Below are 16,325 nucleotides of genomic sequence, written 5' to 3'. Positions count from 1 at the left end.
AAAGGGGCTGTCGGGAAATAAGACAGAAGACTTTTCTGATATCCAGTGTCCGGCTGTTTGTGTACAGACTGTCTGATATGTACGGATATTGCTTTTTAATGTCCGTACAGAGCAGACAGAATGTACACAAACCGTCCGAACACAGGGTATAGAAATGGCTGATGTCTTATTTCCCGACAGCCCCTTTCTCCATATATCCTTAGTCTAAATACTTCAGCCCGTCAATTCCACGAATCCCAAGTCCCGGCTCCCTGGAAACCGTAATCACCTTTTCCTCAAATACGGAGCCGCCCAAAATCGGGTCCTCACTGCAAAGTACCGGCCCGTCCAGGTCAATCTTTGTAATAATACTTTTAGCACAGGCAAGATGAACCGCTGCGTTCACACTGATCTTCGCCTCCAGCATGCAGCCAATCATACATTCCACTCCGTAAAGCTCCGCTGCCGTGGCAATCTTTAAAGCATTGTAAAGTCCGCCGCACTTCATCAGCTTGATATTGATAAGGTCCGCCGCTCCCATCTGCATAATCTTAACCGCATCTTCAGGAGAAAATACACTCTCATCTGCCAGAACCGGCACATAGGAGCGCTCAGTCACAAACTTCAGTCCCTCAAAATCGTGAGCCGGCACCGGCTGTTCCACCAGTTCAATTCCCAGGCCCTTTTCCTGCATCTGGTTCAGAAGCCGCACTGCCTGCTTGGGATTCCATGCCTGGTTTGCATCAATGCGGATCTGCCGTTCCGGTCCGGCCGCTTCACGCACAGCAGTCAGACGGGCCAAATCCAGATCCGGATTCACGCCCACCTTCACCTTCAAAGTATCATAGCCACGCTCCACCGCATTCCTTGTATCCTCCGCCATAACCTGCGGGTCATTGACGCTGATGGTAATATCCGTCACAATCTTGCTGCGGCTTCCGCCAAAGAGCTTGTAAACGGGAAGCTTGTAGAGCTGACCGTACAAATCATACAAAGCCATGTCTACGGCTGCCTTTGCGCTGGTATTTTTCACAATGCAATTGTTTACCGACTGAATCAGCTCCTCAAAATCATCCACGTCTCTTCCTATGATGGTTTTGATAAGATGATCCTTAAGGGCCCCGATAATAGCGCCGGTGGTGTCGCCCGTTATAGCGCCGGTAGGCGGCGCCTCCCCATAGCCTATCTGTCCCGAATCCGTGTGAATCTCCACAATAACATCCTCCACACCGGAAACAGAACGCAGCGCCGTCTTAAATGGCACCCTCAAGGGTACGGATAATATTCCAAGTCTTACATCTGTTATTTTCATAGTATCCTCCTTTTTTTAAGTTGCTGCGCAACAGTACGAAAGGGTAAATATTTCTGTTAAACGCTCAACATTTCTTAGCCGGACTATTCTAATTCCTCACACAACAAAACCTCTTTGTTACGCTCAAATTCCCCATAACGCAGCCCTCGGTCAACCACTTCCATCTCTCCCAGCTGATTGTCATAGGGGTCTGCCCGCCAATGCTCTTTATCAATGGTAAAAGGCGCCTGGAATGCATTGTTCGCCGCCATACGATAGGCATCCAGATTACCGAAATAAAACCGTCTCCGCTCCTCGTTTTTTGCCCTCACCGCCGCAGTTCCGTAAGACGGATCCGCATACAGCCACCCGTAAGGCTCCACATAAAACCGCACCCAGTCATGGGCTCCGCAGAAATCCGGCTCCGCCGTAAGTCCGCTCTGCCAGCAGGCCGGAATCCCTGCGCACCGGCAGAGAGTTAAGAAAAGCAGAGCAAACACACCGCAGTCCCCCGTAAAGTTTCTCGCACAGGCTTCCGCAATCTGCTCCAGCCCAAAATAAGCAGGCATAAAAGTATATTTCATTTGCAGAGTAATAAAATCATAAAACCTACGGGCTTTTTCCAGCGGCTCTGCAGCTCCCCTGGTAAGCTCTTTCACAAGCTCCCGGAGGTAGGGCGTAAACAGAATATGGGGCGTCTCCTCCCCCGTAAAGAAGTCCGGCTGGACACAGGTAAGGGAAAGCCCCTCTTTCTGCATCTGCTCCACATCATGGTAACGAGCCGTATGCACATAAGAATACTCCACATAAAATTCCTGGTTTTCCTCAAGGCTCATCTCCCAGCAAATTGTCCTCTGGGGCGCATCCTTCGGGGCCGGCTTTCCCCCTGCCGGAAATATCTTCTCAATCACAATCTCACTCTGCTGCTCACAGGCTGCCGGAATAGGCAGGTGAACACGCACAAACATCCCGGAATTAAAAACCTCATCCTTCATGCGAACACCGGCCCGAATCCGAATGCGGTTGCTCAGTTTTCCTCTCTCACGCATCAGACGGGCACAGCGGTCTAACCGCCCCTCTTCTGCAGATCCCTTTCCTGCGCTCTCCACACCCGGAAGCCGCACACCGGCCCGTTCCCCAAAGGCAGGCTCCGCCTTACACATACTCTGAAAAAAGCGGTTAAAGAAGCGTCTCTCCCCATTCAGATAAATCCATCCGATCCTTCCGGCATCCACACGCTCCTCAAACTCTTCCTCCGAAAAATCAGAAATATGCTCCCGAACCACAGCAAGGGCTTCTTCCTTTGTATAGGGATAATCCTCCGTTCTTCGCAATATCATTTCCCGTTGAGCCATAAGGCAGCAGCGCATCGCCTCCGGTATGTCATCCCATGCCAGCCGCCTGTCAATCAGCCTCACGGCTCCTTCCAGATCCCCATAAAATTTCTTTTGCAAAATATCATCCGGAAGCCCCACATGAAGATAACGAAAGCAGTCATTCATATGCACATTCTCCCCTCCTCTCCCCGTTATAATGCCATGAAACTTTTCTGTCTCCATATGAATAAAGAATTTTCAATCCTCCAGATGCAAGGTATACTAGTAGTCCATATAAAACAGTGGTTCTTCACCCAACTTTCCCAGGCGAAGAACCATTTAAATTCTATCCTGTTTAAAATTATGACAATAAATTGTCATTTATAAAGCATACAGCAATACTGTTCAATGCTTTGCATCTCTTTTTTACCTAAATAAACATCTGCATCAAATATCCCATGGCCAGGCCGCAGAAGTTTCCGACTGCCGCTCCCAAAACTCCCATCAATACACCGATACCGGCATAAGAGGGATTGTAAGCGGATGCCACAATGGGTGCAGATGCACTTCCGCCGATATTTGCCAGTGACGCAGTGGAAACCATACAGCAGTCCCAGTGGAACAGCTTGGAAAGGAGATACATAACCGCAATATGAATGATCATAACCACAAGGCCTGCCACGATCCACAGAGGTGCACTCACCAGATCCACCAGTGTAGCGGTAGATGCCAGCAGGGAAACAACGGCATACAGATAAATATTGGAGAGTTCTTCCACTGCCGGAAGCTTTCCAAGAGGACTTAAAGCACAGATAAGACCCAGAATCGTTACAAATACCGTGGTAAGGGTTCCCTTATCAAACATCGCCAGTCCGACTTCCTTCAAAGCCGTATTTCCGGCCGCACCAACCATCTGTGAAATAGCGGAAACCATAAGAGACAAACCAATAAGGAAAATCCAGTCACTTGCCGTAGCACGTTTTTTCTCTTTCTCAATCTCTGCGTTAGCCGCATCGGCAACCTCCTGAAGCTTGGAGGTATCTGCCTTTACGGACTTATCCCATTTGCTTGCGTAGCGAACCATAATCAGCAGCAGGGCAATCCATACGGAATAGTAAACCGTATCCACGGCCAGTGCACAGCCGTAAGCACCGGGATCAATGGTAAATGCCGCCTCCATAGCCGCCATATTTGCAGAGCCGCCGATCCAGGAAGCACACAGGGCTGCCATTGCGCCCCAGATAGTCTCGCCGCCTCCCAATGCTCCCTTGAAAACCAGGAAAGCAATAAAGAAACCAAGCATAATAGAAACAGCGCCGCCCATAAAGATAGCCGCCATCCGGCCGCCCAGCTTCGCTAATTTGCGGATATCGCAACGCAGCAGCATAACAAAAATCATGGCATACAAAAGATTGTTCTTCAATGCGCCAAAGGCTGCGGAACAGCCCTCGGAATCAAACATTCCAATGGTACAGAACAGCATGTTCAGCACATAGATCCATACAAGCGGCGGAACATAATTGAATACTTTCCACTTGGTATACTTCTCCGCAGCAAGCAGGATACCTGCCAGGAACATCAAGAACGCTATGTAGGTAAAACCATTTTGAATCATAACTCCACTCCCTTCGTTTGTGAAAATGCACATAAAAAATTAAAAAATCAAACAATATATCTGTATAATTGTACAATGACCATTGCATGTTTGTCAAGGAATTTCCAAGTTTTTCCCGTAATTTTCTTTGAAACAGATATCTAACACATTCTTCATTCAATAATCCCCATTCTTTTCAGCTCATGATAAATACCATCATTTTCCACACTTTCACAAACCTTATCCGCAATTCCTTTCAATTCCTCACAGGCATTTCCCACGGTAACTGCCGTGCCCGCACATGCAAGCATGGGGAGCTTTGCAAGTAAGCAATACTTACTCTTTCATTTCCAACAGGAATTTGCATCTATTTTTTCAATCTGCTATTTTTCTGAACAAAAAGGCAGAACCAAATCAGCCATACAAATGCGGTGCTTGTAAAAGCTAATTCAGTCCTGCCTGAATGCCATTTATTCCGTGATCATCTCTTTTAAAGTATACCCTACGAGTACACCGTAATTCATGCCCTTTCAGGGCTGGCGGACTTCGTCCGGTAAGGTATACCCTATACCACGCCCTGAGCCAGCATAGCGTCTACGACTTTCTCAAATCCGGCAATGTTCGCTCCCATTACATAGTTCTTCGCATAACCATAACGCTCTGCTGCGTCCGCCATGTTGTGGCAGATATTTACCATAATGCCCTGAAGCTTTGCGTCTACCTCCTCAAAGGTCCAGCTTAAGCGCTCGCTGTTCTGGGACATCTCCAGTGCGGAGGTTGCAACGCCGCCTGCATTGGCCGCCTTGCCCGGTGCAAACAGAACGCCCTGCTCCTGCAAGTACTCGGTAGCTTCCAGAGTGGTAGGCATGTTAGCGCCCTCTGCCACTGCGGTAACGCCGTTGGCTGCCAGTGCCTTGGCATCCTCCAGATGAAGCTCGTTCTGGGTTGCGCAGGGAAGTGCCAGATCAACCTTTACGCTCCATACGCCACGTCCCTCATGGTACTCGGAGTTCGGACGATAGTTCTTGTACTCGGTCAGTCTTGCTCTCTTAACTTCCTTAATCTCTTTCAAGGCCGCCACATCAATTCCCTCCGGATCATATACCCATCCGTTGGAATCGCTGCAGGTCAGTACCTTAACGCCAAGCTGCTGCGCTTTCTGGATGGCATAGATAGCTACGTTTCCGGAACCGGATACGGCTGCCGTCTTGCCTGCAATATCAATACCGTTCATCTTCAGCATCTCCTGGGTCAGATACAGAAGACCATAGCCCGTTGCCTCTGTTCTTGCCAGGGAACCGCCGTAGGACAGACCTTTTCCCGTCAGGACGCCCTCATAAAGTCCGGTCAGCCTCTTGTATTGTCCGTACAGATAACCGATTTCTCTTGCGCCTGTTCCGATATCACCGGCCGGAACATCCGTGTTCTCGCCAATGTATTTGCAAAGCTCTGTCATGAAGCTCTGGCAGAAAGCCATAACCTCACGATCGGACTTGCCCTTGGGGTCAAAGTCAGAACCGCCCTTGCCGCCGCCAATGGGAAGTCCGGTCAGGGAATTCTTGAAAATCTGCTCAAAGCCTAAAAACTTAATAATACCCAAGTTTACGGACGGATGCAGGCGAAGTCCTCCCTTGTAGGGTCCGATTGCACTGTTAAACTGTACGCGGTAGCCCGTATTCACCTGTACCCGGCCCTTGTCGTCTACCCAGGGTACACGGAACTTAATCTGACGCTCCGGCTCAACCAGACGCTCCAGAAGTGCTTCCCGGCGGAACTTCTCTTCATTGGCATCCACCACGGGTCTTAGGGAATTTAATACCTCTTTTACTGCCTGATGGAACTCCGGCTCGCTTGGGTTCTTCGCAACCACCGCTTCAATAATCTCATCAACGTATGACATGTTTTCTCTCCTCCTTTTATATCTTGCATACATACAAAAAAAGCGTACAAAAAATAATCAAGCGCATGACATAGGCCACACGCTTATTTTTGACGCCTTTGTCATGCACTATTATATACTTGTCCGTACCGGAATTGCAAGTGTTTTTTTAGAAAATACAATTTTTTCATCGCCTTCCGCAACATTTCTTATACTTTTTGCCGCTGCCGCACGGACAGGGATCATTTGGATATATTTTCTTTTCTTTCACAACCGGAACCTGCTTGGGCAGTGTAAATTCATCAAAAAGTACATCTTCATGCATTCCCCGTTTTCCAATAGATTCCTCGAATTTGTCCAATTGCTGTTGATACCATTGACTTTCATCTTCTTTTCCAACATAGGCCGCCAATTGTTTTGCATGCATAAAGAGAGATATATTATCCCTATAACAGGAAATCCCCCATGTTGCTTTTCTTACCACTTCATATGCCTTCCCGGCATCGCCGTTTTCAAAAAGCAGCCAACTTAAACTATTGATTCCATTTGCGTTTTGCGGATCCTCCGACAGCCATTTTTCATAATGCTCATATGCCTCTGCAATCCTGCCTTCTCGAAAAAGAGATTCTCCAATACCACACTGAAAACAACTGTCATCCGCTTCCTGCCAGTCAAACATTTCCAATACTTTTTGACAAAATACAATTCTTTCCTCATACTTCCCGGCACTGCTCAATTCCATCTCGTAATCCTGAAGCCATTCATCTATCGGATATGCAAAATCAAGTGCATCCATCAATCCATAGAGAGTATCTGTTTCTATACTGTCTTCCATAATAGAGCAAAAAACATTCCATGCATCCTGCCAAAGTCGCAGACCTTTTGCTGCTTTTTGATTTTCAAAGCATTCATATCCCATTTGAATCAAATCATCCCATTTGTCCCATTCCGTTTCTATATGATGAATGTCTTCAAAATCAAGGCTCTGCTTTAACATCTCTTCAAGACTGTTCTTAAATTTTTTTTCATCAAAGGATTGTCCTTCCTTCAAAATATCATAGATTTCAGTCAGAACTACTGCTCCGATTTTATCCTTCGCTTCTGACTTTGAATACCCGGCATTTAATAGTTTTTCATAAGTATCCCTTGTACATGGCGGATCATTTGCTTTCAGCTGATTGTCAACCACTTCCATTATTGTTCTTTTCAGCATTAAATTTGCCATTGCTTTATCTCCTTGTATTTTTCAATATTTGTTTCATTGTATCAAAAACACTTAAAAGTTCCTATCAATTTTTTAGATTCTATTTTGCCATTTTATTTATTTTTTATTGGGACAGAAAACAATTTTATCCCCATTTTCCCTTTCTCCGGCTCTATCTCAATCCAATAGTCCCGAATCGTGCAGCCTCTGTGCCAATCCTGCAGAGAATAGATTTCCAAGGTTTTTAAGTCTACCATGCACAAAGGTACTGCTTCTTTCTTTTCGTTTTTCCATTTGTCGTATCTCAGGGATTCTCCGATCTTGTCCAAACACTCCTGGCACAGATTATTCTGAATGATTGTTGAATCTAAGCTGTAATCATCCGGCAATGTGATTTCGATGGATGCCATTCCTCTTGCAGGATTGCCTTTTGAACAATAAGTAATCTCCCCGGTATTCCCGAAGGTAGTAGACAGACCCCTGTCCCTTGTATCCTCCGAGTCCGCTCCGCCATAGCCTTTCCCTTGAAACTCTAAAACATACCAGTCATTCAGAGAAATCACACCCACACCATCGGATGTTTCATATTGTTCTCTAAGGCTTTGGCTGCTGTAACCGCAAAGAAAGCATTCCCCTTTATTCTCCAGCTCTGACTCCATCTCATCAAAGGTAACCTCTTCCCTCCCCCTGCTGCAAATCCACCAATCATGTAAATCTTCCTTAAAATATGCTGCCCCTATAAGGCTTACAAAAACTCCTATCACCCCCCAAAACACCCATACCCTAATTCGATAATAATGCGGTTCTCTCTTTTTCATAACAATCTCCCTCCATCCTTTCTTATAAAAATAATTTGTACTTATTTCAAGTCCATTTTGAACATTTCACATACAGTTGTACTTAAAATGTACTTATATTGGGAACTTATTTTGAACTTAATATAAGCATAAAGGAGTACTATGGAAAGAGATAAACATTTGGGATTACGCATTGATTCAGAGACACACAAAAAGCTGAAAAGCCTTTCGGAATTTGAAGGACGCTCCATAAACGGGGAAATCCTCTATCTGATTCGTCAGGCCATCGCTCAGCATGAACAGAATCACGGTGTTCTAAATTAACAAGGCTAAAGCTGCTAACATTCCAAATATTTGCCCATCATCAAAAGTGGACTAGTTCTGGTCCCATTATATCATTCGCCAAAGGTATGATAAAGGAAAATTGGACCGGTTTCGGTCCTATTTTAAGAGGCAATTATTATGGAACAAAAGATAAAGCAGGCAGGGATTGAGATCGGAAGCAATATCCGAAAGATACGCCTGGAAGCCGGCATCGGACAGACAGAGCTTGTACGCCTCTTACAGCTTGAAGGTATTAATATCACCAGGGAATCCTTGGTTAAAATCGAGCGAGGCATACAGCATATTTCCGGCTCACAGCTTCGTGCAATCCGCAATTGTCTGAATACCACTTATGATGAATTACTAAAATAAGCAATGATATCATGATACAGGAAGGATTCAGCGCTTACAGTGCACTGTAAAATAGCGCTAAAATTACCTTCCTTATTTTTAAACGCACAGAATAATAAAAAATTCTCATTATCAGCTTTTTTAGACTTCCATATGACAGCGCTGTAAAGAGAGGATATTGCAAAACCAGCCCCTTTTGCAATATCCTCTCTTATTATTTCTATGAGTCTTTTCCAACTATTTCAACAAATTTTTCATACTGTTAACCCCAATCATCGACGTAGAAGCATTGTGCACCATAGCCGATGTGGTGGGCTGTATCCTTCCGCTGACCCCAAGCAGAATCAGCCCGGAATTGATTCCAATAATCTGAACGTAATTCTTCCGGATTCTTTTTACCAGTCCGCTGCAGAAAGTGCCGGAGAATCATTAATCCCATCCCCAACCATGATTACCTTCCTGCCTGCTTCTTTTTCTTTTCTCTCAAAATCCGCTTTATCCTCCGGCAGAACCTCCGAGTAATATTCATCCACTCCAACCTTCGCAGAAATTCACTCGCCCCGGTCATAGCCGAGGAACCGTTTGAATGGAACCGGCCTTTCCAATATCAAAGCTGTAACAGAGAAATATCACGGTGCGATGCTGACAGAGAAAATTGAACGGCGGTTCTCTTTGAACGTGTTGCTGAACATTTCAATACATCCAGAGAGCACTTCAATACAAAGGCCTTGAAATTCTTTTTTTGCGGGGTAAACTGATAATAACATAACAGTTACCTATCTTGTGGATTGGAGGAATATATTGTGCAGTCTATTTCTGGAATAAATTCTGGCGCAGCGCAGCCGTCTGTGCCGATTGCTGGTGTGGATGAACCGAAAAGAGTCCAGCAACCCGAAGATGAAACCCAATTGCGCCACCAAAAACCTGTGATGGATGAATATGTTCCGGAGGAAAAACCGGAACCATCAGGGCGTTATTGGCTGCGCAAAGACGAGGACGGCAAGCCTAAAATCTATTTTGATGACCCGGAGTTGGCAGAGGATGCCCCAGATGCCTCTGATCGGGACAAAAAAGAAGGGCCGGAAAAAAGCGGCTCTGACAAAAATGGGCAAAGCTGCACCTGCAATACCGATAAGGTTGACCGTGAGATTGAAAAACTAAAAAAGCAGAAACAAGAGCTGGAGCAGCAAATCAACATGGAAACAGAGGAAAGCAAAATAGAGGATTTGAAAGCAAAATTGACACAGATAGAAAAAGAATTGAGCCAAAAAGACAACGACACATATAGGCGTCAGCACGCTACATATACATACTCCTAATGTCTGCCGCACGACGGCAAAAGAAAAAAGCCCCCGTTCAGACCCCCAAAAATCTGAACGGAGGAAAGGACGATGGAAATTACCATCAACTACTATGGGCAGGCTGTGTCCGTGTCGGTGGAGGTCTATGAATATCTCTCCCAGGCCGACCACACGGCGGAGAACCTTGCCCACGAACAGCTTCGGCATTGGGACGAATGGGAATTTGACGAGTACATAATCGCTACGGAGGGCCGCTTGCCCTATTGCGCTACCCCGGAAAAACTGATTTGCCAGCGGGAAACGCTGGATGAAATTCTGGCGGTGCTTGCCCTCTGCACCGGTACCCAGCGGGAGCGGTTTTTGCTCTATGCCCTGGATGGTCTTTCTTTTTCGGAGATTTCTGAAATAGGCCCATACGATAGGCCCCCTAAGCGACTACCAGGTGAGGGGCGTTAGCTCCATTACCTGGAGGGACAAGCAGTTTTGGCTGCTTGTCCCTCCTGCCATTGTAGGAGATCAAAATGAAAGTAACCTACGGCTCCATTACCATACTTTTTAGATAAATTTCCAAAATCTTTAGAAAGATTTTCTCTCCAAACTTCATTAACGATGGCTCAACGCTATAATCTACCATCCACGTCGGAATAAATATCTATCTCCTGCATCCTCACTATTACAAATTTCTTAATTGACATGTGTGTCTGTCTGCTCTCCCGGTTGATCTCCTGCAACAAATTCATAATATCTGCCCCGGTACGGCTGTCAAGGTTTCCCGTCGGCGCTATATAGTTAGTAACAGTATGTGACCGAAACGGACACACCAGAAAAACAAGGCGGCTGCCTGCCTTTTTCAGCCTGCAACCGCCTATTCTTACCAGCTTATTTCACTGTCTTTTACATATTCTCCACTGTCTACCCTCTGCTCTGCCGCTTCCAGCCGCTTCCGCTCTTCTGGTGTCAGTTTTGTAAAATCCGGGTCCCAGGCAAGCACCAGCCGCTTGATAAACTGGCTTGCAAATTCCTGTTCGCTCTCCGGCAGCATTTCCAGCATTTTAACTGATTCCTGTACTACCTGTGTCATGCTCTCAACCTCCATTCTATTTGTAAATATCTCCACGGCTCCCGATCTCCATAACAATCAGTATTTCCACTTCTCCATCTTGTGTATACCGATAGATCACACGGTACTTTCCAACCCTTAAACGGTGTCTGCCGTCTTTATAACCCTGCATAGGTTTTATATCACCTTTGGGCGGCTTCTGTGTCAGTCCCTTGATTGCGTCCCTTATGGAATCCCTTAGTTTCTGCGGAAGCCCCTGCAAATACTTGACTGCCGCTTTATCATACCTGATTTCCATATGCGCCATTACCTCCTTTTCCTTTGATAATTCTATCATATACTTACGGAAGTATAAAGTCAAGCATTTTTTATTCCTGATTATTCCAGAATCAAATCTTCCCCTGTATCCCTTTTATACTTTTCTTTTATAGCCGTTACCACATAGTCATTACGGGAACTATACCCCTGTTCTTTCACGATCTCTTCCAGGCGTGCTTTCATTCCTTTAGGAAGCGTCATTTCAGCCCTATCATAATTTTTATCCCTATGCCTATTTTTTGCCGCCGTTGCTGCGGGTCCCCTGGGTATCGTCCACTTTTTTCCCTCTGTCTGCTGCTCTGCCATCTGCTTTCCCTCCTTGTGCTTTGTATACACCATTATACCATATCCTTTCCATCTACGGAAGTATACAAAATCCACAATCTTACGGAAGTATATTTGTCTATTCTGCCTATTGAATTTATACTTCCGTAAGTATATAATAGTATCATCAAATGAAACAAACGGAGGTAATCAAAATGAAAGTTGCAGATACAATTCTTGAACAGTTGGGCGGAAACAAATTCCTGGCAATGACCGGGGCAAAAAATCTCCTTGCGGACGGCAATACGCTGCGCATGACGCTCCCCAAAAACTACAGCAGGGCGAACCGCTTATGGATAACCCTGAATGGTGATGATACTTACACAATGGACTTTTTCAGGTTCACGGCAGGCCAGTTGAACCGCCGCACTTACCAGTTTACGGCAGACAAGAAAGAATCCGTGAAAGTTGTGAAAGGCGTTTACTGTGATATGCTCCAGGAAATATTCACCGCAACTACCGGAATGAACACTAGTAGTCCGTACCGGAAATATGCACAAGGATTTCCGATACGGACTACTAGATTATAACAGACAAAAAGCCCCGTATGCAGCAGTTCCGCACACGGGGGTAATCATCAGGATTGTCTGCCTGTACTTGGCCGACATGGATTTTAAGAGGGTGATGACCTCCTGGCTGTTCTTGGAATCCAGGTTCCCAGTAGGCTCATCCACCATGATGATGGCAGGGCGGGCCGCCAGCGCCCTTCCGATTGCAACCCTCTGTTGCTGTCCTCTGGAAAGCTGGCTGGGCAGGTGCTTCCTGCACTCCTTTAATCCCAGGATCTCCAGCAGCTCCTCCACATACTTCTGGTCCGGCTTCTGGTAATCCAAAAGCAAGGGGAATGTAATGTTCTGCTCTACATTCAGCTCCGGGATCAAGTTAAAGGACTGGAAGATAAACCCGATATTCTGGCGGCGGAACACCGTAAGCTTCTTTTCGGGCATGGAAAAAATGTCCTTCCCGTCAATCAGCACTTTCCCGGAGGTCGGGTTATCCAACGCTCCCACCACATTTAAAAGCGTACTTTTTCCGGAACCGGATTCGCCTACGATTGCGATAAATTCCCCTTTGCCCACGGAGAAGGAAACATGGTCAAGCGCCCGGACTTCCGCTTCCCCTTTTCCATAGGTCTTGCATAGATTTTGTACTTCAAGAATATTCATATTCATTACCTGCCTTTCGGGCATTATCATACCCGATGGGTCTTACTTTCACATGAATTTCATCTTACTCTTTTGTAAGATGGAAAAAGCTTAAGACAAATCTGCTGCCCTTGCCGACCCTGCTGGTTACGGAAATCGTCCCCTGATGGGTTTCCACAATGGATTTTGCCAGCGGCAGCCCCAGGCCGATTCCATGGGTATCCTGGGAAAAACGGCTCCGGTAAAACCGTTTGAAGATATTATGGATATCCTCCTGGTGGATCCCTGTTCCGTTGTCTTCCACCACAATGTTTGTAAGAAGGGGCGTCCTCTCCCAGCTGATTACTACTTTCCCGCCCCTCCCGGTATATGCAATCAAATATCTGAGAGCCAAAGGCTTAATGTAGAACAACACTGGAAAACTCCTTACTCCGCAGCTGCGATACGGGAACCTCTTTGCCGTTATCCATACAGGCAGTCCCGTTTTTATATCCTTTTAAATGCTTCAGGTTGATGAGATAGCTCCTGTGGCACCGGAAAAAATGGCTGCCCAACTTCGTTTCCAGATTTTCAATCCGCTCATAATAATCAACAACCTCGCCGGAAGCCAGGTTCAGATATATTTTCCGGTCTATGATCTCGCAGAAAATAATCTCCTCCTCCCGAATGATGCGCCCCTCATATCCCTTTTGCACCAGCAGGCTGTCTTCGCTGGCGTTTTGCATGGAAGTGTAAAGGCGCTCCATGGTCTTTTCAAACTGTTTTTCCTCCACCGGCTTGACCAGATAATCGTAAGGCTCTACCTCGAAAGACTGAAACACCATCTCTTTCAGTACCGTGATAAAGATCAGGAATCCCCGAAACTTAGAATCCCTCAGCTTCCTTGCCGTTTCCATGCCGTCCATGCCCTTCATCTGGATGTCCAGAAACAGGATGTCGATCTGCCCATCGTAGCTTAGCAGCTCTTCGCCGCTTGAAAATGTCCGCAAACAGATCTCCCTGTTCTTTTTACGGAAAAAATCGTATACAAAAGCCCTTATATGATCGGACATGTGTTTTTCATCATCACAGATTGCAATACGGATCAATGCGCCACCTCCTCGCCATTATTCGTCAACGGCAAAAGAAAAACTTTTGCCGTTGCCATAGGCAGACATTTTATGATAACCTGTCCGAAATGCCAAAACAATTTAATTGCTGTGAAATGTTTATCTGTTGCTGCGAAATGCTTAACTTTGCGCCCGCATCTGCTCAACCAGAGACTGCTTTTTCTGCCTGCGCACCATCCAGACAGACAGGACTACCTCCATGCCAAACAACACCAGGAGGAACAGCCCCATTTGCAGGAACGGGAACTGGTATGGGACGACTGCGCCGGCAAAGGATTTCTTGCTGACTGACCCACAGACTGCCATGGAAATCGGCAGCCCCAGGATCACGACGGTAAGCGCCGCAAAAAGCGCATGACACATCCCCTCGGTAATACTCATCCGGAACAGCTGCTTCCCGGTCAGGCCAACGGAGCGCAGGATACTGTTCTCACGCTTCCGGGACATCTGGTTGGAAAGCGTCGTATTGATCAGGTTGACAACGCCGAACAGGAAGATCAGCCAGGAAAGGGCCTGCAGGCTTCCAAAAATAATGCTGCTCTGCATTTTCTCATATTCGATATGTGAGGCTATGGTATCCATTCCAAGATTGCTGCGGCCGGATACCAGCTCCTGCAGGCTGCGTTCCACAGCCTCTGCTTTTGCGGGATCATTCACAATACTCCAGGAGTAGTCAAAGCTTCCGATTTCAGGATGTATCTCATGAAACAACTCCTCTGGTGCGAACAGGGCTGCCGAATCCATGGCAAGCGCACCATGTCCGTTTGCTGCCTTCGACGCATCGAACAGTCCGGATATGGTAACTGTCACGGTTTTCTGGCCCAGGGTCAGCTCAATAGTGGCCCCAACATCCATATCGGCATGGTGCTTCTGATAACCTGTACTCAGAAGGATGCTGTGGGTATCCGCCGGCAAGCACAAGAGCAGCTATGCCAAAGATGGTCACAAAGTCAATGGACTTTGAATTTAAAGCAAAATAATTGCTGTTCATCCCTACATGCGCAGAGCCAAACTGTGCGGCAATCTCCCTGCAGCGGGCAGCCATGGTTTCCTGGCTAAACTGCCTGTCATTTTTGAAATGCACATAGGCACGGTATCCTGCAGGGTCAAATCCGACCCACTGCGTCAAGGCCGCCTTGGAAACGGCAATGGCACATAGATTCGCTTCCTTTTCTCCCACATTAGACAGGATTCCGGTCACGGTATAGTCGCCATGAAAGCTTTCGGTATCTAACCGGATCGTCTCACCGATTTTGGCATTGGAACCGTAAGCGGAGAGAAAATATTCACTGACAGCAACTTCATTCACCTTTGTCGGGAGTTCTCCTTTTACCAGCTCCATCTGGCTGCGGGCAATATACATCATGTCACTGTCGCAGTACACATAGGAGGCGTTGTATCCCTGCTCCGAATGCTCCTGCCCCAGTAAATAGTATTCGCCCACCCGGGCAAGCTCCGGAAGGTCTTTCAGCGCCGCCACATGGTCTGCCTCCACGCCGGTGAAGACCGCCTCATAGGTGTCGGCCACCTGATTACGCTGGATCTGTGCAATGGAAACGGATATAACCGCTGCAAAGCATATCAGAAACGCTGCCAGGGCGACGGCAATTACCACCATCAGGTCCCGGCGCTTCTCGCTTGCCAGGCTGCGCTTTGCAAGTTTTTTCACAATAGCGCCGGTATCATTTTCAAAAGGCCATGTCATGTTTGTTTCCTCCTTTTTGCCCTGCTTTTTGGGCATACAGGGATACCCGCAGGGTGATTCCTCCTTTGGTCCAATATTCCTTTTTCAAGCGAAGTCATTCTGTCGCCTTGATCCGCTCCACAAGGGAGAGTTTTCTGGTATAACGGACCGCACAGACCGAGAATAACGCCTGCACCAGGAGCAGCGCAGCTACAAACACCAGGACCTGAACCACCGGGAAATGATAGGTGAGTTTCCCGAACATGCCTACCTGATCAAAGATATGGCACACTGCCAGGCTGCATGCTGTCCCAGCCGTCAGGGTAACAAACAGCGTGATCCCAATATAGTATAGACATTCATAGGACAGCATCCTGGACATCTGCCGTCCGCTCATTCCAACAGACTGGAACACGCCGAACTCCTGCTGGCGGGCTAAAAGGTTCGTGATCAGCGTATTGGCAAGGTTTATCAGCGAAAACAGAAAGATAAAGATCAAAAGGCTGTAATCCCTTTTCAGTTCCCCCTGCATCCCGCTCTTAAGAACCGCGATGGAATCCTCCAGGCCCAAAACCGCCACCCGTTCATCGGATACGGCGTCATACACCGCTCTGCGAAGCTCCTTGCCGTCCTCCCTGGTATGGATATT

20 protein-coding genes and 2 pseudogenes are annotated in these 16,325 nt (G+C 46.9%); 5 read left to right on the top strand and 17 right to left on the bottom strand.

Annotated features, from left to right (window positions below):
• Positions 1-199: 199 nt before the first annotated feature.
• From VSQ61_RS18330 to VSQ61_RS18300, 7 genes and pseudogenes are all read right to left on the bottom strand, one after another.
• Positions 200-1,291 (bottom strand): dipeptide epimerase, encoded by a 1,092-nt coding sequence (locus VSQ61_RS18330; protein WP_334345834.1) that lies wholly within the window; start codon positions 1,289-1,291, stop codon positions 200-202.
• Between the two features lie 83 nt (positions 1,292-1,374).
• Positions 1,375-2,772 carry a transglutaminase-like domain-containing protein gene (locus VSQ61_RS18325; protein ID WP_334345833.1) on the bottom strand — a complete coding sequence of 466 codons (1,398 nt, stop codon included), beginning with the start codon at positions 2,770-2,772 and terminating at the stop codon, positions 1,375-1,377.
• 244 nt (positions 2,773-3,016) lie between these two features.
• Positions 3,017-4,201, bottom strand: coding sequence for a DUF819 family protein (locus VSQ61_RS18320; RefSeq protein ID WP_334345832.1), 1,185 nt, complete (start codon positions 4,199-4,201; stop codon positions 3,017-3,019).
• A 152-nt stretch (positions 4,202-4,353) separates the two neighbouring features.
• The gene (locus VSQ61_RS18315) at positions 4,354-4,491 is read right to left on the bottom strand and encodes an HAD hydrolase family protein (RefSeq protein WP_334345831.1); all 138 of its coding nucleotides are present in this window, start codon (positions 4,489-4,491) and stop codon (positions 4,354-4,356) included.
• Between the two features lie 254 nt (positions 4,492-4,745).
• On the bottom strand, positions 4,746-6,080 hold the full coding sequence (gdhA, locus tag VSQ61_RS18310) for an NADP-specific glutamate dehydrogenase (RefSeq protein ID WP_334345830.1): 1,335 nt from the start codon (positions 6,078-6,080) through the stop codon (positions 4,746-4,748).
• Positions 6,081-6,246: 166 nt separating this feature from the next.
• Positions 6,247-6,327, bottom strand: a pseudogene (locus VSQ61_RS23005) (SEC-C metal-binding domain-containing protein); the annotation flags it as partial.
• Between the two features lie 1,049 nt (positions 6,328-7,376).
• Positions 7,377-8,081, bottom strand: a complete 705-nt coding sequence (locus tag VSQ61_RS18300; protein WP_334345828.1) for a hypothetical protein — start codon at positions 8,079-8,081, stop codon at positions 7,377-7,379.
• A 141-nt stretch (positions 8,082-8,222) separates the two neighbouring features.
• Between VSQ61_RS18300 and VSQ61_RS18295 the strand changes: the two genes are divergently transcribed.
• Together VSQ61_RS18295 and VSQ61_RS18290 are read left to right on the top strand one after the other, a co-directional pair.
• Positions 8,223-8,384, top strand: coding sequence for a type II toxin-antitoxin system antitoxin (locus VSQ61_RS18295; RefSeq protein ID WP_334345827.1), 162 nt, complete (start codon positions 8,223-8,225; stop codon positions 8,382-8,384).
• 138 nt (positions 8,385-8,522) lie between these two features.
• Positions 8,523-8,756 carry a helix-turn-helix domain-containing protein gene (locus VSQ61_RS18290; RefSeq protein WP_334345826.1) on the top strand — a complete coding sequence of 78 codons (234 nt, stop codon included), beginning with the start codon at positions 8,523-8,525 and terminating at the stop codon, positions 8,754-8,756.
• 216 nt (positions 8,757-8,972) lie between these two features.
• On the opposite strand, the pseudogene VSQ61_RS18285 reads toward VSQ61_RS18290, so the two are convergent.
• Positions 8,973-9,286, bottom strand: a pseudogene (locus VSQ61_RS18285) (HAD family hydrolase); the annotation flags it as partial.
• A 237-nt stretch (positions 9,287-9,523) separates the two neighbouring features.
• On the opposite strand from VSQ61_RS18285, the gene VSQ61_RS18280 reads away from it, so the two are divergent.
• Entirely contained in the window at positions 9,524-10,054 is a 531-nt protein-coding gene (locus VSQ61_RS18280) for a hypothetical protein (RefSeq protein WP_334345825.1), read from the top strand.
• A 72-nt stretch (positions 10,055-10,126) separates the two neighbouring features.
• Positions 10,127-10,492, top strand: a complete 366-nt coding sequence (locus VSQ61_RS18275; RefSeq protein ID WP_334345824.1) for an RNA polymerase sigma factor — start codon at positions 10,127-10,129, stop codon at positions 10,490-10,492.
• Positions 10,493-10,907: 415 nt separating this feature from the next.
• Here the strand turns inward: VSQ61_RS18275 and VSQ61_RS18270 are convergent, their stop codons facing one another.
• From VSQ61_RS18270 to VSQ61_RS18260, 3 genes are all read right to left on the bottom strand, one after another.
• On the bottom strand, positions 10,908-11,117 hold the full coding sequence (locus VSQ61_RS18270) for a hypothetical protein (RefSeq protein ID WP_334345823.1): 210 nt from the start codon (positions 11,115-11,117) through the stop codon (positions 10,908-10,910).
• Between the two features lie 16 nt (positions 11,118-11,133).
• Positions 11,134-11,394 carry a type II toxin-antitoxin system RelE family toxin gene (locus VSQ61_RS18265; RefSeq protein WP_160584395.1) on the bottom strand — a complete coding sequence of 87 codons (261 nt, stop codon included), beginning with the start codon at positions 11,392-11,394 and terminating at the stop codon, positions 11,134-11,136.
• Positions 11,395-11,474: 80 nt separating this feature from the next.
• Complete coding sequence (locus VSQ61_RS18260; RefSeq protein WP_334345822.1) at positions 11,475-11,720, bottom strand: ribbon-helix-helix domain-containing protein; 246 nt, start codon at positions 11,718-11,720, stop codon at positions 11,475-11,477.
• A 173-nt stretch (positions 11,721-11,893) separates the two neighbouring features.
• On the opposite strand from VSQ61_RS18260, the gene VSQ61_RS18255 reads away from it, so the two are divergent.
• On the top strand, positions 11,894-12,268 hold the full coding sequence (locus VSQ61_RS18255; RefSeq protein WP_334345821.1) for a hypothetical protein: 375 nt from the start codon (positions 11,894-11,896) through the stop codon (positions 12,266-12,268).
• On the opposite strand, the gene VSQ61_RS18250 is transcribed toward VSQ61_RS18255, so the two are convergent.
• The 6 genes from VSQ61_RS18250 to VSQ61_RS18230 form a co-directional block, all read right to left on the bottom strand.
• The gene (locus VSQ61_RS18250) at positions 12,263-12,904 is read right to left on the bottom strand and encodes an ABC transporter ATP-binding protein (RefSeq protein WP_334345820.1); all 642 of its coding nucleotides are present in this window, start codon (positions 12,902-12,904) and stop codon (positions 12,263-12,265) included. The genes VSQ61_RS18255 and VSQ61_RS18250 overlap by 6 nt on opposite strands.
• Before the next feature lie 64 nt (positions 12,905-12,968).
• Positions 12,969-13,298 carry a sensor histidine kinase gene (locus tag VSQ61_RS18245; protein WP_334345819.1) on the bottom strand — a complete coding sequence of 110 codons (330 nt, stop codon included), beginning with the start codon at positions 13,296-13,298 and terminating at the stop codon, positions 12,969-12,971.
• Complete coding sequence (locus VSQ61_RS18240; RefSeq protein WP_334345818.1) at positions 13,282-13,971, bottom strand: LytR/AlgR family response regulator transcription factor; 690 nt, start codon at positions 13,969-13,971, stop codon at positions 13,282-13,284. The genes VSQ61_RS18245 and VSQ61_RS18240 overlap by 17 nt, the downstream gene beginning before the upstream one ends.
• A 141-nt stretch (positions 13,972-14,112) precedes the next feature.
• On the bottom strand, positions 14,113-14,847 hold the full coding sequence (locus tag VSQ61_RS23000; RefSeq protein ID WP_502877058.1) for an ABC transporter permease: 735 nt from the start codon (positions 14,845-14,847) through the stop codon (positions 14,113-14,115).
• The gene (locus VSQ61_RS22995) at positions 14,825-15,697 is read right to left on the bottom strand and encodes a hypothetical protein (protein ID WP_502877057.1); all 873 of its coding nucleotides are present in this window, start codon (positions 15,695-15,697) and stop codon (positions 14,825-14,827) included. The genes VSQ61_RS23000 and VSQ61_RS22995 overlap by 23 nt, the downstream gene beginning before the upstream one ends.
• A 94-nt stretch (positions 15,698-15,791) precedes the next feature.
• The coding region (locus VSQ61_RS18230; RefSeq protein WP_334345817.1) for an FtsX-like permease family protein at positions 15,792-16,325 on the bottom strand (534 nt) is incomplete at its 5' end.

This window comes from Candidatus Merdisoma sp. JLR.KK006, assembly GCF_036941035.1.
Classification (GTDB): Bacteria; Bacillota; Clostridia; order Lachnospirales; family Lachnospiraceae; genus Laedolimicola.
Note: the sequence above shows the minus strand (reverse complement) of the source record. Positions and strands in the feature narration are given on the sequence as shown.